We start from the raw sequence: 17436 nt of genomic DNA, 5'->3' as shown, positions 1-17436 counted from the left end.
CGCTAGTCTTCTGACAACGCCCCAAAAAAAACGGAGGCCGACTTTAAGTCGTGCCTCCGTTTTTTATGCGTGTTCTGGCGCGCGTTTTTTTGCGGGCGCGTCGGGGGTGCGGGTTTTTTTGTGCGCTCAGGCGGCCTAGCTGCTTTCCGTTACGCCCCGGGCGCGTTGGCGCGATCGAGGGTGCGCAAAAACTTGTCCGCGGACTCGTAGCCGACGACGCGAAGCACTTCCTTGCCGCCCTGGTCGAAAAAGATGATGCCCGGCGGCCCGAACAGGCTGAAGCGCTTGAGCAGCATCTGGTCGTCGGCGTTATTCGCGGTCACGTCGGCGCGTAGCAGGTTCATCTGCTTCAACTTCGCCTGAACGCGCGGATCGCTGAACGTGAACTTCTCCATCTCTTTGCAGCTCACGCACCAGTCTGCGTAAAAATCGAGCATAGCGGGCTGCGCAGCCGTTTTGACGGCCTCGTCGAGCTCGGTCGAGGAACGAACCGAAGCGAACGTCAGATCGCTCTGTGACGCTGTATTGGGCTTGTTGGAGGCGTTTGCCACGCTAAGGTTGGCGTCCCCACCGCCACGCGCGGCCAGGACCGCTAGCGGACGCAGAGGATCGGACGAGCCCGCTGCCAGGCCAACCAGCAGCACCGCGGCCCAGATTGCCAGCGCCGCTCCGATACCACGGCCAAGCCGGCGCCACACCGAAGCGGCCACCGCTGGGGCCGAGAAAAGACCAAGCCCGGCTGCGGCAATCAGCAGCCACAACGCGCTCAACAGCATGGTCGCGGCCGCACCAAGCACCGGCCAGACGATCCACAGGGCCGCTGCAAGCAGCACCACGCCGAAAAACACCTTGACGCCGTCCATCCATGCGCCGGCGCGCGGCAGCAAAGTACCGGCGCCAAGACCGATGATCAGGAGCGGCACGCCGAGCCCTAGCCCCATCGAGAATAGCGCCGCGCCACCGAGCAACGCGTCGCCCGTATGCGCGATGAATGCCAGCACAGCAAAAAGCGGCGCGGTCATGCAGGCCCCGACCACCAGCGCGGACAACGCCCCCATAACAGCGACAGCGGCAAACTTGCCGCCGGAACGTCCAGTCGACGCGCGCGACACGCCATCCTGCCAGCGCTGCGGCAACGCGATGTCGAAGCCAGCGATCAGCGTCAAGGCGAAAACGGTCAGCAATACACCGAATGTACCGAGCACCCACGGGTTCTGCAGCCACGCGCCAAGGCTCTGCCCAACGAGTGCGGCCGCAATGCCAAGCGCCGTGTACACGAGCGCCATGCCGATCACATAGGCCAGCGACAAGGCAAAGCCGCGGGCACGCGTCACCCGCGCGCCTTCACCAATGATGATTGCCGACAGGATCGGGATCATCGGATAGGAGCACGGCAGCAGGCTGAGCACGGCGCCGGCCACGAAATAGAGCCCGATGATCGCGAAGAAGCCACCGCCTTGCAGCAGCGATTGCGCATAGTCGGCGCTGGTGGCGCGCTCATACCACGGCGCGCCGGCCGCTGCGGATAGCTGCGTGGCGGCGGTAGCCGCCGCACTGCCGGCGGGCTGCAAAGCCTCGCCGCTCACGTGGTACACGCGCTCCATTGGCGGATAGCAGATGCCTGCATCGGCACAGCCCTGAGACGTGACGGCCAGGTCGAACGGCCCCTGGGCCTGTTTCACCGGGATGCGGATCGTCAGCTCATTGCGATACGTCTCAACGTTCTTGTTGAAGGTCTGATCGAACTTGACATGACCGGCCGGCAATTGGGGCTCGCCAATCGTCGTCGTGCCGTTGCGGGTCGCGAACGCGAAGCGCTCGCGATACATGTAGTAACCATCCGCGATTTTGTACGTGACGTCGATTTCGCCCGGCTTCTCGGTTGCGCTGAATTTGAAGGCGACGGCGGGATCGAGGAAGTCGTCCGCAGCGCGGGCAAGCGTGCTGAACTGCGCAAAGACCAGGCAGCCGAGCAGGACGAAGACTGCGCGCAACGCGTGGCGCGCACGTCGATTGAGACCGTTAAACATGGAGAGGACGTTGGGTTTCCGCAGTGATCCATTGGCCGTACGCGGCCGATGCCGTAGCTTGCCACGAGAGGATTTCCGGCGTGTCGTAGGGATGGTGCGCCTGAATGTATTGCTCGAGTTCGAGCGCGCGTGCCGCGCTTGTCTTGAACAGCAACTGGATCTCCTGCGCTGTTTCGACCGCGCCCTGCCAGTGATAGCTGGACTGCACCGTGCCCAACTGCGTGACGCAGGCGCATAGCCGCGCGGCCAACGCATCTGTGGCGAGCTTCTGAGCAGCGGCGGCATCCGGTACCGTGGTCAGAATCAAGGTCACATTCAAGCTCGCGCTCACGAAGGCTCCAGACACGCACAATTCAAGTGCCAATATCGTATCACCTAGCCTTGCGAAGCCGCAGACGCCCGCGCAGCAAGCATGCGGCATTTGGCCGCCGCGATCGACATGCCGCAGTGAAATTCGCCGCCATAAACAAAAAAGCCAGGCTTGGCGCCTGGCTTTTTCTTCGATGCTAAAAAGCTTACTCAGCTTCTTGCACTTCAACTTCTTCGACTTCCGGACGGTCCAGCAATTCGACCAGTGCCATCGGTGCGTTGTCGCCGACGCGGAAACCGAACTTCAGGACGCGCAGGTAGCCGCCCGGACGGGTAGCGTAACGCGGGCCGAGAACTTCGAACAGCTTCGTGACCGAGTCACGATCGCGCAGGCGGTTGAACGCCAGACGACGATTTGCCAGCGACGGCTTCTTGCCGAGCGTGATCAGCGGCTCGACGACTTTACGGAGTTCTTTCGCCTTCGGCAGCGTCGTCTTGATGACTTCGTGCTCGATCAACGAGTTGGACATGTTACGGAGCATTGCCAGACGGTGGCTGCTCGTGCGGTTCAGTTTCCGCAAACCATGACGGTGACGCATGTTAATTCCTTTGATTCAAAGTTTTGGTCCAGCTCTTCTATCGCGCTCGGTCTACCCTCGGTTTCCCAACGGTGACGAGTGCACGGGCCGGTAGTGAAAAAAGACAAGACGCGGATTTTAAAGGAAAATCCGCGTCTTTGCCAGTGCAGCGGCGGGGGCTTATCCCGAGACTACTACTCGACTTACTTGTCCAAACCTGCCGGCGGCCAGTTTTCGAGTTTCATGCCGAGCGTCAAACCACGCGACGCCAGTACTTCCTTGATTTCGTTCAACGACTTGCGACCCAAGTTCGGGGTCTTGAGCAACTCGTTTTCCGTGCGCTGGATCAGGTCGCCGATGTAGTAAATGTTCTCAGCCTTCAGGCAGTTCGCGGAACGAACCGTCAGTTCGAGATCATCAACTGGACGCAGCAGGATCGGATCGATCTGCGGCGCACGCGACGGCGCTTCCGCCGTTGCTTCGGTGCCTTCCAGTGCAGCGAACACCGACAGTTGATCAACCAGAATACGCGCCGATTGACGGATCGCTTCTTCCGGCGAGATCACACCGTTGGTCTCGATGTTCATCACGAGCTTGTCGAGGTCGGTACGCTGTTCGACGCGCGCGCTTTCAACGGCGTAGCTCACGCGGCGAACCGGCGAGAACGACGCGTCCAGCACGATACGGCCGATGATCTTGGCCGACTCTTCGCCATAACGACGCACATTGCCCGGCACATAACCACGGCCCTTTTCGACCTTGATCTGCACGTCGAGCTTACCGCCCTTCGACAAATGCGCAATCACGTGATCCGGGTTGATCACTTCGCAATCGTGCGCGAGTTCGATGTCGCCAGCGGTGACAACGCCTTCGCCTTCCTTGCGCAGCGTAACCGTCACTTCGTCACGGTTATGCAGCTTGAAGACTACGCCCTTCAGGTTCAACAACAGGTTGACCACATCCTCTTGCACACCGTCGAGCGTCGAATACTCATGTACGACGCCTGCGATCGTCACTTCGGTCGGCGCGTAGCCGATCATCGACGACAGCAGCACGCGCCGAAGCGCGTTACCCAAGGTGTGGCCGTAACCGCGTTCAAACGGTTCCATGACCACTTTCGCGTGGCTCTCACCAAGCGATTCAACAGCGATGATCTTGGGCTTCAACAAACTGGTTTGCATAGGTTTTCCTTTTCAATACCCTCGGCTCGTTACACCGATAAGGCTGACCGGTAACAACCTGAAAATAAACAGCCGAGACGCCCCCTTGCGCAACGCAATCGGGGTGCCCCGGCCGTTAATCCGATTACCGCGAATACAATTCGACGATCAGGCTTTCGTTGATATCGCCAGCGATGTCGCTGCGTTCCGGCTTGCTCTTGAACGTGCCTTCGAACTTCTTCGAATCGACAGCGACCCAGCTCGGCAGACCGCCTTGCTCGGCCAGCGACAGCGCTTCGAGAATACGCGCCTGCTTCTTCTTTTGTTCGCGCACTGCGACGACGTCGCCTGCCTTCACTTGCATCGACGGAATGTTCGACACCACGCCGTTCACCGTGATCGCCTTGTGGCTTACGAGCTGACGCGCTTCAGCACGCGTCGAGCCGAAGCCCATGCGATACACGACGTTGTCGAGACGCGATTCGAGCAATTGCAGCAGGTTTTCACCCGTGTTGCCCTTCAGGCGGTCGGCTTCAGCGAAGTAACGGCGGAATTGACGCTCGAGGACACCGTAGATGCGCTTCACTTTTTGCTTTTCGCGCAGCTGCGTGCCGTAGTCGGACGTACGTGCACCCGACGTGCGGCCATGTTGGCCAGGCTTGCTGTCAAGCTTGCACTTGTCAGCGAGCGAACGACGGGCGCTCTTCAGGAAGAGGTCAGTGCCTTCACGGCGGGACAGCTTGGCCTTAGGGCCGATATAACGTGCCACGTTGATTCCTTCTATGATTGATCACACGAATGCATCCACTCGCGCTAGTCCGAACCCTTTGGGTCGAACGGTGGGCTTAGTCAATTCAATAGCGCAAGCAGCCTGTGGTCGCCGGCTTGAACACCGGCGGCAACAGGCGCTAGCGAAAACAGCGTCTTAGATACGACGACGCTTCGGCGGACGGCAGCCGTTGTGCGGGACCGGCGTCACGTCGGAGATCGCGGTGATCTTGATGCCAAGACCATGCAACGCGCGCACCGCCGATTCGCGGCCAGGACCGGGGCCCTTGATACGCACTTCGAGGTTCTTCACGCCGTATTCCATCGCCACGCGGCCAGCCGATTCAGCTGCCACCTGGGCTGCAAACGGGGTCGATTTACGCGAACCCTTGAAGCCCTGACCACCCGACGTTGCCCAGGCAAGTGCATTGCCTTGACGATCGGTGATCGTGATGATGGTGTTGTTGAACGACGCGTGAACGTGAACCACGCCCTCGGCGACGTTCTTCTTGACCTTCTTGCGAACGCGTTGCGCCGCGGAGTTGTTCGAAGCCTTAGCCATTACGTTTTCCTGTAACTGTCAGTTCCGCTTACTTCTTCAGCGATTGCGCTGCACGACGCGGACCCTTGCGCGTACGGGCATTCGTACGCGTGCGTTGGCCACGCAGGGGCAGGCCCTTGCGATGACGCACGCCGCGGTAGCAGCCGAGATCCATCAGGCGCTTGATGTTCATCGTCGTTTCACGGCGCAGATCGCCTTCAACGATGAACTTGCCGACTTCTTCACGCAGCTTTTCGAGGTCTGCGTCGTTCAGGTCCTTGACCTTCTTCGAAAATGCCACACCAGCAGCGACGCAGATGTCGCGCGAGCGCGTGCGGCCGATACCGTAAATTGCCGTCAGGCCGATTTCGGTATGCTGGTGATTCGGGATGTTAACCCCTGCGATACGAGCCATTGTTTTTCCTCAAACAAAAAGCGCAGCAAAAAGCGCGGCGTTCAGCCTTGACGCTGTTTGTGGCGCGGATCAGAGCTGCAAATCACGCGCACAACGCCTTTGCGCTTGATGATCTTGCAATTGCGGCAAATGCGCTTAACCGATGCCATCACTTTCATGATATTACCCTTTTTTCAAATCACTTCGCCCGGAACACGATCCGCGCACGCGACAGATCGTAAGGCGTCAATTCAACCGTTACCTTGTCGCCCGGCAAGATTCGGATGTAGTGCATCCGCATCTTGCCGGATATGTGTCCCAATACGACATGGCCGTTTTCCAGCTTCACCCTAAAGGTAGCGTTAGGCAGGTTTTCGATGACTTCACCCTGCATCTGGATAACATCGTCTTTGGCCATAAGTCCTTTCAACGCATCGGGACGCCGCCGCCTTTGAAATTAGCTTTCTTCAGCAGCGATTCATACTGTTGCGACATAACGTACGACTGCACCTGCGCCATGAAATCCATTGTGACGACGACAATGATCAGCAGCGACGTTCCACCAAAATAAAACGGCACGTTCCAGCGCAGTACCAAAAATTCAGGCAGCAGACAAACAAACACGATGTAGATCGCACCAGCCAGCGTCAGACGCGTGAGAATGCGGTCGATGTATCGCGCCGTTTGATCGCCCGGGCGGATGCCTGGGACGAAAGCGCCACTCTTTTTCAGGTTGTCGGCCGTTTCTCTGCTGTTGAACACCAGTGCGGTGTAGAAGAAGCAGAAGAAGACGATCGCCAACGCGTACAGCAACACGTACACGGGTTGACCGGGCTTAAGGGCTTCGGCCACGTTGTGCAACGTGTCTGCGAACCAGCTGGTACGCGACCCCGAACTAAACCAGTTCAGGATGGTTGCCGGGAAGAGAATGATCGACGATGCAAAGATCGGCGGAATCACGCCCGACATATTCAACTTCAGCGGCAGATGTGAAGACTGTCCGCCGTAAATCTTGTTACCGACTTGCCGCTTGGCGTAATTCACAAGAATCTTGCGCTGGCCGCGTTCGATGAACACCACCAGATACGTCACACCGGCAATCAGCGCGACCACGATAATCGCCGAGATGATGCTCATCGAGCCGGTTCGCACCAGTTCGAAAAGACCACCGATTGCGTTCGGGAAACCCGCCGCAATACCGCCGAAAATGATGATCGAGATACCGTTACCAAGCCCGCGTTCCGTGATCTGCTCACCCAGCCACATCAGGAACATCGTGCCGGTCACCAGCGTCACGACCGTCGTCAGCCGAAATACCATCCCCGGATCGATCACCAGGCCCGGCTGATTTTCCAGTGCGACGGCAATGCCGAACGCCTGGAATGTCGCCAGCAGGACCGTAAAGATACGCGTGTACTGCGTAATCTTCCGTTGACCCGCCTGCCCTTCCTTTTTCAGCGCTTCCAGCTGCGGCGAGACAATCGCCAGCAACTGCATGATGATCGACGCCGAAATGTACGGCATGATCCCCAGCGCAAAAATCGTGAACCGCGAAAGTGCACCACCCGAAAACATGTTGAACATGCCAAGGATGCCGCCCGACTGGCTTTGGAACAACTTTGCCAGCTGGTCCGGGTCAATACCCGGCACCGGAATGTGCGCGCCGATACGGTAGACGATCAACGCCAGCAGCAGGAATACTGCACGCCGACGCAGATCGCCGAACTTCGCCGCGCTGCGACCGGGTTTTGCGAGACTCGGACTGTTAGCCAAGTACCTTCTCCGATGCAAATGCTAGTGACGGCAAATAACTTGCGCGTTACTCGGCAAAAGAGCCGCCGGCTGCTTCAATAGCAGCGCGCGCACCCTTCGTCGCACCCAGACCCTTCACAACGATCTTGCGCTTAAGCTCGCCCGTCGCGATGATCTTGGCGCTCTTGATCAGCTCGCCGAGCAGGCCGGCTTGCTTCAGAGCCAACAGATCGATTTCGTCGACCGGCAGCTTTTCCAGATCAGAGAGACGCACTTCACCGACGAATTCCTTCGTCAGCGAGGTGAAGCCACGCTTCGGCAGGCGACGTTGCAGCGGCATTTGACCGCCTTCGAAGCCAACCTTGTGAAAGCCGCCCGAACGCGACTTCTGACCCTTGTGACCGCGGCCAGCCGTCTTGCCCAGACCGGAGCCGATGCCACGGCCGACGCGACGCTTAGCGTGCTTCGAGCCTTCAGCCGGCTTCAGGTTATTCAATTCCATTATCAACTCCTTGAGTCCTGGTCAGCCGCTTAGCTGATGACCTTAACGAGGTACGAAACCTTGTTGATCATGCCGCGCACAGCCGGCGTGTCCTGCAACTCGCTAACCGAGTTGAGTCGGCGCAGGCCCAAGCCACGCACCGTTGCACGGTGCGTTTCACGGGTGCCGATCAGGCTCTTGACGAGCTGGACCTTGACAGTTTTATCAGACATGGTGTCCACCTTAGCCCAGAATATCTTCGACGGACTTGCCGCGCTTCGCCGCGATATCACCCGGCGTCGACTGCTTGCGCAGACCGTCGAGCGTTGCACGAACGAGGTTGTACGGGTTCGTCGAACCGTGGCTCTTGGCCACAACGTTCTGCACGCCCATCACGTCGAACACTGCGCGCATCGGGCCGCCAGCGATCACACCGGTACCGTCCTTCGCCGGAGCGAGGAGGACCATCGATGCGCCGTGCTTACCGTGCACTTCGTGTTGCAGGGTACCGTTCTTAAGCGGCACCTTGAACATGTTGCGGCGAGCCTGTTCCATCGCCTTCTGAACAGCGACCGGCACTTCCTTCGCCTTGCCCTTGCCCATACCGACGCGGCCATCACCGTCGCCGACCACGGTCAGTGCGGCAAAACCGAGAATCCGGCCGCCCTTCACAACCTTGGTCACGCGGTTGACCGAAATCATCTTTTCGCGCAGGCCGTCGTCGCGTTCGTCAGCCTGAACTTTCGCTTGCATCTTTGCCATGACGAATTCTTCCCTTAGAACTTGAGTCCGGCTTCGCGCGCCGCATCAGCCAGCGCTTTCACGCGGCCGTGGTAACGGAAACCCGAACGGTCGAAGGCGACGGATTCGATGCCGGCAGCCTTAGCCTTTTCTGCAATGCGCTTACCGATCAGGGTCGCAGCGGCGACGTTGCCGCCCTTGCCAGTCTGATCAGCCAGTTGCGCACGCACTTCGGCTTCGAGCGTCGACGCGCTGGCGAGCACCTTGGTGCCGCACGGCGAGAACACTTGCGCATAGATGTGCGTGTTCGTGCGATGCACGGCGAGACGCGCGACCTGCAGCTCAGCGATCTTGATACGCGTCTGACGAGCGCGGCGCAGGCGAGATTGAGTCTTATCCATGATTGCGCACCCTTACTTCTTCTTCGTTTCTTTGAGGATCACAACCTCGTTGGCGTAACGCACACCCTTGCCCTTGTAGGGCTCCGGCGGGCGATAGCCGCGCACTTCTGCAGCGACCTGGCCAACTTGTTGCTTATTGATCCCCTTGATCACGATTTCGGTTTGCGTCGGGGTTTCAGCCTTGACGCCTTCCGGCATCTGGTGCACCACGGGGTGCGAGAAACCCAGCGACAGGTTCAGCTTGTCGCCTTGCGCCTGTGCGCGGTAACCGACGCCAACCAGCGTCAGCTTGCGCTCGAAACCCTTCGTCACGCCGTTCACCATGTTCGCAACCAGTGCGCGCATCGTGCCCGACATCGCATTCGCTTCGCGGCTTTCGTCCACCGGCTCAAACTTCAGCGTGCCGTTGTCGTTCACCACCTTCACGAGGCTGTTTGCAGCCTGCGAAATCGTACCCAGCGGGCCCTTGACGGTAATGCGTTCGTCGCTCAGGGCCACTTCTGCGCCTTGCAGCGCGATCGGGCTTTTACCTACTCGAGACATGTTTCTCTCCTTTCGGCCTTAAGCGACGTAGCAGATGACTTCGCCGCCAACGCCCGTTGCACGCGCCTTGCGGTCCGTCATCACGCCCTTCGGCGTCGACACGATTGCCACGCCGAGGCCATTCATGACCACGGGGATGTCGTTACGGCCGCGGTACACACGCAGACCAGGCTTCGAAACGCGTTCAATGCGCTCGATCACCGGACGGCCAGCGTAGTACTTCAACACGATGTTCAATTCAGACTTCGCACCTTCGGACTTCACTGCGAAATCATCGATATAGCCTTCGTCCTTAAGGACCTGCGCAATCGCAACCTTGACTTTCGACGAGGGCATTGTCACCGAAACTTTCTCAACCATCTGCGCATTGCGGATGCGAGTCAGCATATCGGCGATAGGATCACTCATGCTCATTTACGTTTCTCCTATTACCAGCTCGCCTTGGTCAGGCCAGGGATCTCGCCGCGGAACGCGATTTCGCGAATCTTGTTACGCGCCAGCCCGAATTTACGGAACGTGCCACGCGGGCGACCGGTAATTGCGCAACGATTGCGCTTACGGGTCGGGTTAGAGTTGCGCGGCAGTTGTTGCAGTTCCAGACGTGCTGCGTAATGCTCTTCGTCCGACTTGCTCATATCGCCGATGATCGCTTTCAGCTCAGCACGCTTGGGAGCGTACTTAGCGGCCAGGCGAGCACGCTTCTTTTCACGTTCGATCAGTGCCAGTTTAGCCACGGTAACCTCAGTTTCTGAACGGGAACTTGAAGCTGGCGAGCAGAGCCTTTGCTTCGTCGTCGGTCTTCGCAGTTGTCGTGATGCTGATGTTCAGCCCACGCAGTGCGTCGATCTTGTCGTAGTCGATTTCGGGGAAAATGATCTGCTCTTTCACACCGATGTTGTAGTTGCCGCGACCATCGAACGCACGACCCGACACGCCACGGAAGTCGCGCACACGGGGGAGCGCAACCGTCACGAAACGGTCCAGAAATTCGTACATTGCCTGACCACGCAACGTGACCATTGCACCGATCGGATAGCCCTGACGGATCTTGAAGCCAGCGATTGCCTTGCGTGCCTTCGTGATCACCGGCTTCTGGCCTGCGATCTTCGTCAGGTCGCCAACGGCGTTTTCGATGATCTTCTTGTCAGCAACCGCTTCGCCAAGGCCCATGTTCAGGGTGATCTTGGTGATGCGCGGCACTTCCATCACGGACTTGTAACCGAACTTCTCGATGAGGCCGGGTACAACCTTCTCTTTGTAAAACTCTTGCAAACGAGCCATTTTTTTACTCCGCAGCGTCAGGCGCTCAGCACGGCACCGGTCGTCTTAAGGAAACGGACTTTCTTGTCTCCCTCGACCTTGATGCCTACACGCGACGCCTTGCCATTCGCGTCGACCAATGCGACGTTCGAAATTTGCAGCGGCATCGTCTTGGCTTCCACGCCACCCGTCGTACCCTTCATCGGGTTCGGCTTGACGTGCTTCTTGACGAGGTTGATGCCCTCGACAATTACCTTGTCTTCGCCAACGGACAGCACGACGCCGCGCTTGCCTTTATCTTTGCCGGTGATGACGATAACTTCGTCACCTTTGCGAATCTTGTTCATCGCGACTCCTTACAGCACTTCAGGTGCCAACGAAACGATCTTCATGAATCGTTCGCTGCGCAACTCGCGCGTAACAGGCCCGAAAATACGGGTGCCAATAGGTTCGAGCTTGGCATTCAACAGCACTGCAGCATTGCCATCGAACTTGATCAGCGAGCCGTCCTGACGGCGCACGCCCTTGGCGGTGCGAACCACCACGGCGTTGTAAATTTCGCCTTTCTTCACGCGCCCGCGCGGCGTTGCTTCTTTGACGGTCACCTTGATGATGTCGCCAATGCTGGCATAACGACGCTTCGAGCCGCCGAGAACCTTGATGCACATGACTTCACGCGCACCGGTGTTGTCGGCCACTTCAAGCCGAGTTTCGGTCTGGATCATGGTTTATCTATCCCAACTTAATCCGGTCACACCACCATGGCGTACCCGGTCAGTCTTGGTCCCGTCAGCCAATCGGCTGCTTGGGTATGAACAGCAGCGACGGCAAACGAAACCCGCCATCGCAATCCGGTGAATCCTTCGGAACAGACTGGCGCCTGCACCGCTTCCCCCACCAACTTCGCCCGCGACGGGGCTCCCATAAAAGAGGGAAGACCGAGATTATAACAAATAATCTCGGTCTTGCAAGCGAAACTTACTGCGATTTCAACTACTTCTACAACTTTGCGGCGTCAGATGACGCGAGCAGCCTCGACCAGGCGAGCCACAACCCAAGCTTTCGTCTTCGAAATCGGACGCGTTTCCTGGATTTCAACGAGGTCACCCTCGTTGTACGTGTTCGCATCGTCGTGCGCGTGGTACTTCTTCGAACGCACAACGTACTTGCCGTAGATCGGGTGCTTCACGCGGTGCTCAACCAGCACGGTGACCGTCTTGTCCATCTTGTTGCTGACGACCTTGCCGACCAGCGTCCGCTTGAGCGAGGTTTTTACGCTATCGTTCATTTCTGGTTCGCCTTCTCAGTCAGGACGGTCCGCACACGTGCGATGTCGCGACGAACCTTCTTCAGCTGGCTCGTGTTCGTGAGCTGCTGGGTCGCGAGTTGCATGCGCAGGCCGAATTGCGCCTTCAACAGGTCCGACAGCTCCTTGTTGAGCGCGGCCTGATCTTTCTGGTGAAGTTCGGAAGCCTTCATCATTTGCTCCTTAGGCGCCGAGCTGACGCACGATAAACGTCGTCTTGAGCGGCAGCTTAGCTGCAGCCAGACGGAACGCTTCGCGTGCCAGCTCTTCGGTTACGCCGTCCATTTCGTACAGCATCTTGCCCGGTTGAATCTCTGCGACGTAGTACTCAGGGTTACCTTTACCGTTACCCATACGTACTTCAGCCGGCTTGTGCGAGATCGGCTTGTCCGGGAAGATGCGGATCCAGATGCGGCCACCACGCTTGATGTGACGCGTCATTGCACGACGTGCCGCTTCAATCTGGCGCGCGGTCAGACGACCACGACCGATAGCCTTCAGGCCGAACTCACCGAACGACACCGCGTTGCCGCGGGTAGCGATACCGGTGTTACGACCCTTCTGCTCTTTGCGATACTTTCTGCGTTTCGGTTGCAGCATCGTTATTCTCCAGTCTTCCCGCCGTCGCCGGCACCGCCAGCACGACGGGGAGCGCCACGGCGTGCACCTGCCGGGCCACCACCTTCACCATCGCGACGCGGACGGCGATCGCCACCCGGACGTGCGTTACGGCGCGGACGCTTTTCTTCGGCGACTTCTTCAACCACCGGTGCGTCGTTGCGGCCGAGCGTGTCGCCCTTGTAGACCCACACCTTCACGCCGATGATGCCGTACGTCGTCTTCGCTTCCGAAGTTGCGTAGTCGATATCAGCACGCAGCGTATGAAGGGGCACGCGACCTTCGCGATACCATTCCGTACGAGCGATTTCGATACCGTTCAGGCGGCCAGCGCTCATGATCTTGATGCCTTGAGCACCCAGACGCATTGCGTTTTGCATCGCACGCTTCATCGCGCGGCGGAACATAATCCGGCGCTCGAGTTGTTGCGTGATCGAGTCAGCGATCAGTTGCGCATCGGTTTCCGGCTTGCGGATTTCTTCGATGTTGACGTGGACCGGAACGCCCATGCGGCGTTGCAGTTCCGACTTCAGCAGCTCGATATCCTCGCCCTTCTTACCGATGACGACACCCGGACGCGAGCTATAAATCGTGATGCGCGCGTTTTTCGCCGGACGCTCGATAACGACGCGACCAACCGAAGCGTTTTTCAGCTTCTTCTTCAGGTATTCACGAACACCGATGTCTTCCTGCAACATCGCCGCGAAATTGTTGTTGTTCGCGTACCAACGCGACGCCCAATTGCGGCTGACGGCCAAACGGAAGCCAGTCGGATGAATTTTCTGTCCCATCGTATGACCCCTTAATTCCCGACCGTCACAGTGATGTGACAGGATTGCTTCTCGATGCGGTTACCGCGGCCTTTAGCGCGCGCAGTAAAACGCTTGAGCGATGCAGCCTTGTCGACCATGATGCTCGTTACTTTGAGCTCGTCGATATCGGCGCCTTCGTTATGCTCCGCATTCGCGATCGCCGACAGCACGACCTTTTTCACGATTCCCGCAGCCTTCTTCGGCGAAAACGTCAGAACGTTCAGCGCCTTGTCGACCGGCAAACCGCGGATCTGGTCAGCCACAAGGCGCGTTTTCTGCGCCGAGATGCGGGCACCGCGATGAATTGCTTTCACTTCCATCATGAGCCCCTTATTTCTTAGCCTTCTTGTCGGCTGCGTGACCCTTGAACGTCCGGGTCAATGCAAACTCGCCAAGCTTGTGGCCGACCATGTTTTCCGAGATGTACACCGGAACGTGTTGACGTCCGTTGTGCACAGCAATCGTCAAACCGATGAAATCCGGCAGAATCGTCGAACGACGCGACCAGGTTTTGATCGGCTTCTTGTCACGTGCAGCGGCTGCCGACTCAACTTTCTTCAGCAAATGGGCGTCGCAGAACGGACCTTTTTTTACAGAACGTGCCATTGCCTACTCCTTAACGCTTGTGACGGCGCTGGACGATCATGCTCGTCGTGCGCTTGTTGCTGCGGGTGCGATAACCCTTAGCAGGCGTGCCCCACGGGCTCACCGGATCGCGACCTGCAGCCGTCTTGCCTTCACCACCACCGTGCGGGTGATCGACCGGGTTCATTGCAACGCCACGCACCGTCGGGCGGATACCGCGCCAGCGGTTCGCGCCAGCCTTACCGATTTGACGGAGGCTGTGCTCTTCGTTGCCAACTTCACCAATCGTCGCGCGGCATTCAACGTGAACGCGGCGGATTTCACCAGAGCGCAGGCGGACCTGTGCGTAGATGCCTTCACGAGCCAGCAACATCGCCGACGTACCAGCCGAACGCGCCATTTGCGCGCCCTTGCCCGGCAGCATTTCGATGCAGTGGATCGTCGTACCGACCGGAATGTTGCGGATCGGCAGCGTGTTACCTGCGCGGATCGGAGCTTCCGAACCCGACATCAGTTGCTGACCAACCGTCACACCCTTCGGAGCGATGATGTACTTGCGCTCGCCGTCTGCGTACAGAACCAGCGCGATGTTCGCGCTACGGTTCGGATCGTACTCAAGACGTTCGACCTTTGCCGGAATGCCGTCCTTGTTGCGACGGAAATCGACGACACGGTAGTGATGCTTGTGACCACCACCCTTATGACGCGTGGTGATGTGACCGTTGTTATTACGGCCGGCGGTCGTGGATTGCGAGTCGAGCAGCGGTGCGAACGGCTTGCCCTTATGCAGATCCTTATTGACCACCTTGACCATCGCACGGCGACCCGGCGAAGTCGGCTTAACTTTAACGATTGCCATGATTACTTGGCCTCCGCTTCAAAGTTGATTTCCTGGCCGGGCTTCAGGCAGACGTACGCCTTCTTCACGTCCTTGCGCTTGCCCATGAAGCGGCCAAAGCGCTTGGCTTTGCCCTTCGAGACCAGCACGTTGACGGAATTGACTTCCACCTTGAACAGCAGCTCGACTGCAGCTTTCACTTCCTGCTTCGTGGCATCGGGCGCGACTTCGAACACAACTTGCTCGTTCTTGTCGGCCACCAGCGTCGCCTTTTCGGAGATCACCGGCGCGAGCAGGACCTGCATCAAACGATGATCGTTCTTGCGAATCTCGCTCATGACAGCAACTCCTCGATCTGGGCGACCGCAGCCTTCGTGATCAGGATCTTCTTGAAGTAGATCAGCGACAGCGGGTCGGCGTAACGCGGCTCGACAACTGCCACATGGGCGAGGTTGCGCGACGCGAGGTACAGGTTTTCGTCAACCGTGTCGGTAATCACCAGCACGGAGTCGAGACCCATCGCCTTGAATTTTTCGGCCAGCAGCTTCGTCTTCGGCGCTTCGAGCGTCAGCTCGTCAACCACCGAGATGCGGCCTTCGCGAGCCAGCTGCGAGAAGATCGAGCAGAGGCCTGCGCGATGCATCTTCTTGTTAACCTTGTGCGAAAAGTTTTCTTCCGGCGAATTCGGGAAGATCCGGCCACCGCCGCGCCACAACGGGCTCGACGACATACCGGCACGGGCGCGACCCGTACCCTTTTGGCGCCACGGCTTCTTGGTCGTGTGCTTGACTTGCTCACGGTCCTTCTGCGCGCGGTTACCGCTACGGGCATTCGCTTGATACGCCACCACAACCTGGTGAATCAGGGCTTCGTTGTAATCGCGGCCGAACACTACGTCCGACGCGCTAACGCCTGCACCTTCCTGACCATTGGCATTCAGGAGCTTAAGTTCCATTATTTCGCTCCTTTCACGGCACGCGTCTTCACGGCCGGCGTAACGAATACCTTGCCACCCTTCGCACCCGGAACGGCGCCCTTGACCAGCAACAGCTTGCGGTCAGCGTCGATACGAGCGATTTCGAGGTTTTGCACGGTTACCGTATCGTCACCCATGTGACCGGTCATGCGCTTACCCGGGAAAACACGACCCGGATCCTGCGCCATACCGATCGAACCCGGCACGTTGTGCGAGCGCGAGTTACCGTGCGATGCACGGCCGGATGCGAAGTTGTAACGCTTGATGGTACCGGCGTAGCCCTTACCGATCGACACGCCTTGCACGTCGACCTTTTGGCCTACTTCGAACAGGTCGGGACCGACCACGGTGCCGTTCGACAACTCGGCAGCCTTGGCAGCATCGATCTGGAATTCTTTGAGGATTTCACCGGCTTGAACACCGGCTTTGGCGAGATGACCGGCCAACGGCTTCGTCACACGCGATGCACGGCGCGTACCGAATGCAACCTGCACGGCGGTGTAGCCGTCGGTTTCAACAGTCTTGATCTGCGTCACGCGGTTGTCGGACACGTCCAGCACGGTAACGGGAATCGAATCCCCTTCTGCCGTGAAGATACGGGTCATGCCAACCTTGCGACCTACGAGTCCAAGGCTCATCGTTTTCTCCATTCCCGACTGCGATTGGTCGGGGCTAATTTACAAAATGCCGGTGCCGTTTCGGGCGTGAAATCACGCTGCAGCACACCGACTTTTTTGCGCAAATGCGCGAAAAGCCCACTATTATAGCGAGGCTTTTCGTTTTCCGCAAGCAATCAATGACTTAGCGTTGCCCGGCACGCCAGGCAACCGCTACAAGCCTTATTGGAGCTTGATTTCCACGTCCACGCCAGCCGGCAGGTCCAGCTTCATCAGTGCGTCGACGGTCTTGTCCGTCGGATCGACGATGTCCATCAGACGTTGGTGCGTACGGATTTCGAGCTGATCGCGCGACGTCTTGTTGACGTGCGGCGAACGCAGGATGTCGAAACGTTGAATGCGGGTCGGCAGGGGCACCGGACCACGAACGATTGCGCCAGTCCGCTTTGCCGTGTCGACGATTTCAGCTGCCGATTGATCGATCAGGCGATAGTCGAAAGCCTTCAGGCGAATGCGGATTTTCTGGTTCTGCATGACAATTCCTTGGAAAGAGCGAGGCGGTATTGCGCCGCCAGATAGTAAAAGAACGTAGAGCCGGGCACCTGCTATGGCGCTGGCGCCCGGCTCCGGGCACCACTTACTGCAACTTCAACCCTCGATTTTACTCGAGAATCTTGGCAACCACACCTGCGCCGACCGTACGGCCGCCTTCGCGGATTGCGAAGC

General features: G+C 58.5%; 31 protein-coding genes and 1 pseudogene. All 32 read right to left on the bottom strand.

The window, feature by feature from the left end; genetic code table 11:
* Nucleotides 1–149 precede the first annotated feature (149 nt).
* Entirely contained in the window at nucleotides 150–2030 is a 1881-nt protein-coding gene (gene dsbD, locus M0D68_RS27420; RefSeq protein ID WP_266225950.1) for a protein-disulfide reductase DsbD, read from the bottom strand.
* Nucleotides 2023–2349, bottom strand: a complete 327-nt coding sequence (gene cutA / locus M0D68_RS27415) for a divalent-cation tolerance protein CutA (protein WP_256456501.1) — start codon at nucleotides 2347–2349, stop codon at nucleotides 2023–2025. Before cutA ends, dsbD begins: the two co-directional genes overlap by 8 nt.
* A 196-nt stretch (nucleotides 2350–2545) precedes the next feature.
* Entirely contained in the window at nucleotides 2546–2938 is a 393-nt protein-coding gene (rplQ, locus tag M0D68_RS27410) for a 50S ribosomal protein L17 (protein ID WP_006052227.1), read from the bottom strand.
* Nucleotides 2939–3120: 182 nt separating this feature from the next.
* On the bottom strand, nucleotides 3121–4098 hold the full coding sequence (rpoA, locus tag M0D68_RS27405; protein WP_006052226.1) for a DNA-directed RNA polymerase subunit alpha: 978 nt from the start codon (nucleotides 4096–4098) through the stop codon (nucleotides 3121–3123).
* Nucleotides 4099–4222: 124 nt separating this feature from the next.
* Complete coding sequence (gene rpsD / locus M0D68_RS27400; protein WP_027800372.1) at nucleotides 4223–4846, bottom strand: 30S ribosomal protein S4; 624 nt, start codon at nucleotides 4844–4846, stop codon at nucleotides 4223–4225.
* 156 nt (nucleotides 4847–5002) lie between these two features.
* Complete coding sequence (gene rpsK, locus M0D68_RS27395; RefSeq protein ID WP_006052224.1) at nucleotides 5003–5407, bottom strand: 30S ribosomal protein S11; 405 nt, start codon at nucleotides 5405–5407, stop codon at nucleotides 5003–5005.
* A 28-nt stretch (nucleotides 5408–5435) separates the two neighbouring features.
* Nucleotides 5436–5801, bottom strand: coding sequence for a 30S ribosomal protein S13 (rpsM, locus tag M0D68_RS27390; RefSeq protein WP_006052223.1), 366 nt, complete (start codon nucleotides 5799–5801; stop codon nucleotides 5436–5438).
* A gap of 41 nt (nucleotides 5802–5842) precedes the next feature.
* On the bottom strand, nucleotides 5843–5959 hold the full coding sequence (rpmJ, locus tag M0D68_RS27385; protein WP_004199844.1) for a 50S ribosomal protein L36: 117 nt from the start codon (nucleotides 5957–5959) through the stop codon (nucleotides 5843–5845).
* Nucleotides 5960–5979: 20 nt separating this feature from the next.
* Complete coding sequence (infA, locus tag M0D68_RS27380) at nucleotides 5980–6198, bottom strand: translation initiation factor IF-1 (RefSeq protein ID WP_004521905.1); 219 nt, start codon at nucleotides 6196–6198, stop codon at nucleotides 5980–5982.
* Between the two features lie 8 nt (nucleotides 6199–6206).
* A complete protein-coding gene (gene secY / locus M0D68_RS27375; RefSeq protein ID WP_063497536.1) occupies nucleotides 6207–7553 on the bottom strand; it encodes a preprotein translocase subunit SecY in 1347 nt (448 codons plus the stop codon).
* A gap of 46 nt (nucleotides 7554–7599) precedes the next feature.
* Nucleotides 7600–8034: a 50S ribosomal protein L15 gene (gene rplO, locus M0D68_RS27370; RefSeq protein WP_054036556.1), complete on the bottom strand. Its 435-nt coding sequence runs from the start codon at nucleotides 8032–8034 to the stop codon at nucleotides 7600–7602.
* 29 nt (nucleotides 8035–8063) lie between these two features.
* Complete coding sequence (gene rpmD / locus M0D68_RS27365) at nucleotides 8064–8246, bottom strand: 50S ribosomal protein L30 (protein WP_007180126.1); 183 nt, start codon at nucleotides 8244–8246, stop codon at nucleotides 8064–8066.
* A gap of 10 nt (nucleotides 8247–8256) precedes the next feature.
* Nucleotides 8257–8775: a 30S ribosomal protein S5 gene (rpsE, locus tag M0D68_RS27360; protein ID WP_006052219.1), complete on the bottom strand. Its 519-nt coding sequence runs from the start codon at nucleotides 8773–8775 to the stop codon at nucleotides 8257–8259.
* Nucleotides 8776–8789: 14 nt separating this feature from the next.
* Complete coding sequence (rplR, locus tag M0D68_RS27355) at nucleotides 8790–9155, bottom strand: 50S ribosomal protein L18 (protein ID WP_006052218.1); 366 nt, start codon at nucleotides 9153–9155, stop codon at nucleotides 8790–8792.
* 12 nt (nucleotides 9156–9167) lie between these two features.
* The gene (rplF, locus tag M0D68_RS27350; RefSeq protein ID WP_028199570.1) at nucleotides 9168–9698 is read right to left on the bottom strand and encodes a 50S ribosomal protein L6; all 531 of its coding nucleotides are present in this window, start codon (nucleotides 9696–9698) and stop codon (nucleotides 9168–9170) included.
* An 18-nt stretch (nucleotides 9699–9716) separates the two neighbouring features.
* The gene (gene rpsH, locus M0D68_RS27345) at nucleotides 9717–10112 is read right to left on the bottom strand and encodes a 30S ribosomal protein S8 (protein WP_006052216.1); all 396 of its coding nucleotides are present in this window, start codon (nucleotides 10110–10112) and stop codon (nucleotides 9717–9719) included.
* A gap of 14 nt (nucleotides 10113–10126) precedes the next feature.
* The gene (rpsN, locus tag M0D68_RS27340) at nucleotides 10127–10432 is read right to left on the bottom strand and encodes a 30S ribosomal protein S14 (RefSeq protein WP_006052215.1); all 306 of its coding nucleotides are present in this window, start codon (nucleotides 10430–10432) and stop codon (nucleotides 10127–10129) included.
* 7 nt (nucleotides 10433–10439) lie between these two features.
* Entirely contained in the window at nucleotides 10440–10979 is a 540-nt protein-coding gene (gene rplE / locus M0D68_RS27335) for a 50S ribosomal protein L5 (RefSeq protein ID WP_006052214.1), read from the bottom strand.
* Nucleotides 10980–10996: 17 nt separating this feature from the next.
* Nucleotides 10997–11305 (bottom strand): 50S ribosomal protein L24, encoded by a 309-nt coding sequence (gene rplX, locus M0D68_RS27330; protein WP_028199569.1) that lies wholly within the window; start codon nucleotides 11303–11305, stop codon nucleotides 10997–10999.
* 9 nt (nucleotides 11306–11314) lie between these two features.
* The gene (rplN, locus tag M0D68_RS27325; RefSeq protein WP_006052212.1) at nucleotides 11315–11683 is read right to left on the bottom strand and encodes a 50S ribosomal protein L14; all 369 of its coding nucleotides are present in this window, start codon (nucleotides 11681–11683) and stop codon (nucleotides 11315–11317) included.
* A gap of 290 nt (nucleotides 11684–11973) precedes the next feature.
* The gene (gene rpsQ, locus M0D68_RS27320; protein WP_007180129.1) at nucleotides 11974–12246 is read right to left on the bottom strand and encodes a 30S ribosomal protein S17; all 273 of its coding nucleotides are present in this window, start codon (nucleotides 12244–12246) and stop codon (nucleotides 11974–11976) included.
* Nucleotides 12243–12437: a 50S ribosomal protein L29 gene (gene rpmC, locus M0D68_RS27315; protein WP_007180130.1), complete on the bottom strand. Its 195-nt coding sequence runs from the start codon at nucleotides 12435–12437 to the stop codon at nucleotides 12243–12245. The genes rpsQ and rpmC overlap by 4 nt, the downstream gene beginning before the upstream one ends.
* Before the next feature lie 10 nt (nucleotides 12438–12447).
* Nucleotides 12448–12864 carry a 50S ribosomal protein L16 gene (rplP, locus tag M0D68_RS27310; protein ID WP_007180131.1) on the bottom strand — a complete coding sequence of 139 codons (417 nt, stop codon included), beginning with the start codon at nucleotides 12862–12864 and terminating at the stop codon, nucleotides 12448–12450.
* A gap of 2 nt (nucleotides 12865–12866) precedes the next feature.
* The gene (gene rpsC / locus M0D68_RS27305; protein WP_011490053.1) at nucleotides 12867–13673 is read right to left on the bottom strand and encodes a 30S ribosomal protein S3; all 807 of its coding nucleotides are present in this window, start codon (nucleotides 13671–13673) and stop codon (nucleotides 12867–12869) included.
* An 11-nt stretch (nucleotides 13674–13684) separates the two neighbouring features.
* On the bottom strand, nucleotides 13685–14017 hold the full coding sequence (rplV, locus tag M0D68_RS27300) for a 50S ribosomal protein L22 (protein ID WP_197070230.1): 333 nt from the start codon (nucleotides 14015–14017) through the stop codon (nucleotides 13685–13687).
* A gap of 7 nt (nucleotides 14018–14024) precedes the next feature.
* Nucleotides 14025–14300: a 30S ribosomal protein S19 gene (rpsS, locus tag M0D68_RS27295; RefSeq protein WP_054036552.1), complete on the bottom strand. Its 276-nt coding sequence runs from the start codon at nucleotides 14298–14300 to the stop codon at nucleotides 14025–14027.
* A gap of 10 nt (nucleotides 14301–14310) precedes the next feature.
* Nucleotides 14311–15138: a 50S ribosomal protein L2 gene (gene rplB / locus M0D68_RS27290; RefSeq protein WP_063497538.1), complete on the bottom strand. Its 828-nt coding sequence runs from the start codon at nucleotides 15136–15138 to the stop codon at nucleotides 14311–14313.
* Between the two features lie 2 nt (nucleotides 15139–15140).
* Nucleotides 15141–15455 carry a 50S ribosomal protein L23 gene (gene rplW / locus M0D68_RS27285; RefSeq protein WP_007180135.1) on the bottom strand — a complete coding sequence of 105 codons (315 nt, stop codon included), beginning with the start codon at nucleotides 15453–15455 and terminating at the stop codon, nucleotides 15141–15143.
* Nucleotides 15452–16072 carry a 50S ribosomal protein L4 gene (gene rplD, locus M0D68_RS27280; protein WP_007180136.1) on the bottom strand — a complete coding sequence of 207 codons (621 nt, stop codon included), beginning with the start codon at nucleotides 16070–16072 and terminating at the stop codon, nucleotides 15452–15454. The genes rplW and rplD overlap by 4 nt, the downstream gene beginning before the upstream one ends.
* Entirely contained in the window at nucleotides 16072–16731 is a 660-nt protein-coding gene (gene rplC / locus M0D68_RS27275) for a 50S ribosomal protein L3 (protein ID WP_007180137.1), read from the bottom strand. Before rplC ends, rplD begins: the two co-directional genes overlap by 1 nt.
* 201 nt (nucleotides 16732–16932) lie before the next feature.
* Complete coding sequence (gene rpsJ, locus M0D68_RS27270; RefSeq protein ID WP_006998489.1) at nucleotides 16933–17244, bottom strand: 30S ribosomal protein S10; 312 nt, start codon at nucleotides 17242–17244, stop codon at nucleotides 16933–16935.
* Nucleotides 17245–17371: 127 nt separating this feature from the next.
* Nucleotides 17372–17436, bottom strand: a pseudogene (locus M0D68_RS27265) (elongation factor Tu); the annotation flags it as partial.

Origin of the sequence: Paraburkholderia sp. SEWSISQ10-3 4, from assembly GCF_030464785.1 — a bacterium.
GTDB classification, from domain to species: Bacteria; Pseudomonadota; Gammaproteobacteria; order Burkholderiales; family Burkholderiaceae; genus Paraburkholderia; species Paraburkholderia aspalathi.
Note: the sequence above shows the minus strand (reverse complement) of the source record. Positions and strands in the feature narration are given on the sequence as shown.

Bases quoted from the DNA above. Each gene is read 5' to 3' on its own strand.
- dsbD (WP_266225950.1), bottom strand. From the start codon at position 2,030: ATGTTTAACGGTCTCAATCGACGTGCGCGCCACGCGTTGCGCGCAGTC.
- rplQ (WP_006052227.1), bottom strand. From the start codon at position 2,938: ATGCGTCACCGTCATGGTTTGCGGAAACTGAACCGCACGAGCAGCCAC.
- rpoA (WP_006052226.1), bottom strand. From the start codon at position 4,098: ATGCAAACCAGTTTGTTGAAGCCCAAGATCATCGCTGTTGAATCGCTT.
- rpsK (WP_006052224.1), bottom strand. From the start codon at position 5,407: ATGGCTAAGGCTTCGAACAACTCCGCGGCGCAACGCGTTCGCAAGAAG.
- rpsM (WP_006052223.1), bottom strand. From the start codon at position 5,801: ATGGCTCGTATCGCAGGGGTTAACATCCCGAATCACCAGCATACCGAA.
- rpmJ (WP_004199844.1), bottom strand. From the start codon at position 5,959: ATGAAAGTGATGGCATCGGTTAAGCGCATTTGCCGCAATTGCAAGATC.
- infA (WP_004521905.1), bottom strand. From the start codon at position 6,198: ATGGCCAAAGACGATGTTATCCAGATGCAGGGTGAAGTCATCGAAAAC.
- rplO (WP_054036556.1), bottom strand. From the start codon at position 8,034: ATGGAATTGAATAACCTGAAGCCGGCTGAAGGCTCGAAGCACGCTAAG.
- rpmD (WP_007180126.1), bottom strand. From the start codon at position 8,246: ATGTCTGATAAAACTGTCAAGGTCCAGCTCGTCAAGAGCCTGATCGGC.
- rpsE (WP_006052219.1), bottom strand. From the start codon at position 8,775: ATGGCAAAGATGCAAGCGAAAGTTCAGGCTGACGAACGCGACGACGGC.
- rplR (WP_006052218.1), bottom strand. From the start codon at position 9,155: ATGGATAAGACTCAATCTCGCCTGCGCCGCGCTCGTCAGACGCGTATC.
- rplF (WP_028199570.1), bottom strand. From the start codon at position 9,698: ATGTCTCGAGTAGGTAAAAGCCCGATCGCGCTGCAAGGCGCAGAAGTG.
- rpsH (WP_006052216.1), bottom strand. From the start codon at position 10,112: ATGAGCATGAGTGATCCTATCGCCGATATGCTGACTCGCATCCGCAAT.
- rplE (WP_006052214.1), bottom strand. From the start codon at position 10,979: ATGGCTCGTTTGCAAGAGTTTTACAAAGAGAAGGTTGTACCCGGCCTC.
- rplX (WP_028199569.1), bottom strand. From the start codon at position 11,305: ATGAACAAGATTCGCAAAGGTGACGAAGTTATCGTCATCACCGGCAAA.
- rplN (WP_006052212.1), bottom strand. From the start codon at position 11,683: ATGATCCAGACCGAAACTCGGCTTGAAGTGGCCGACAACACCGGTGCG.
- rpsQ (WP_007180129.1), bottom strand. From the start codon at position 12,246: ATGAACGATAGCGTAAAAACCTCGCTCAAGCGGACGCTGGTCGGCAAG.
- rpmC (WP_007180130.1), bottom strand. From the start codon at position 12,437: ATGAAGGCTTCCGAACTTCACCAGAAAGATCAGGCCGCGCTCAACAAG.
- rplP (WP_007180131.1), bottom strand. From the start codon at position 12,864: ATGCTGCAACCGAAACGCAGAAAGTATCGCAAAGAGCAGAAGGGTCGT.
- rpsC (WP_011490053.1), bottom strand. From the start codon at position 13,673: ATGGGACAGAAAATTCATCCGACTGGCTTCCGTTTGGCCGTCAGCCGC.
- rplV (WP_197070230.1), bottom strand. From the start codon at position 14,017: ATGATGGAAGTGAAAGCAATTCATCGCGGTGCCCGCATCTCGGCGCAG.
- rpsS (WP_054036552.1), bottom strand. From the start codon at position 14,300: ATGGCACGTTCTGTAAAAAAAGGTCCGTTCTGCGACGCCCATTTGCTG.
- rplB (WP_063497538.1), bottom strand. From the start codon at position 15,138: ATGGCAATCGTTAAAGTTAAGCCGACTTCGCCGGGTCGCCGTGCGATG.
- rplW (WP_007180135.1), bottom strand. From the start codon at position 15,455: ATGAGCGAGATTCGCAAGAACGATCATCGTTTGATGCAGGTCCTGCTC.
- rplD (WP_007180136.1), bottom strand. From the start codon at position 16,072: ATGGAACTTAAGCTCCTGAATGCCAATGGTCAGGAAGGTGCAGGCGTT.
- rplC (WP_007180137.1), bottom strand. From the start codon at position 16,731: ATGAGCCTTGGACTCGTAGGTCGCAAGGTTGGCATGACCCGTATCTTC.
- rpsJ (WP_006998489.1), bottom strand. From the start codon at position 17,244: ATGCAGAACCAGAAAATCCGCATTCGCCTGAAGGCTTTCGACTATCGC.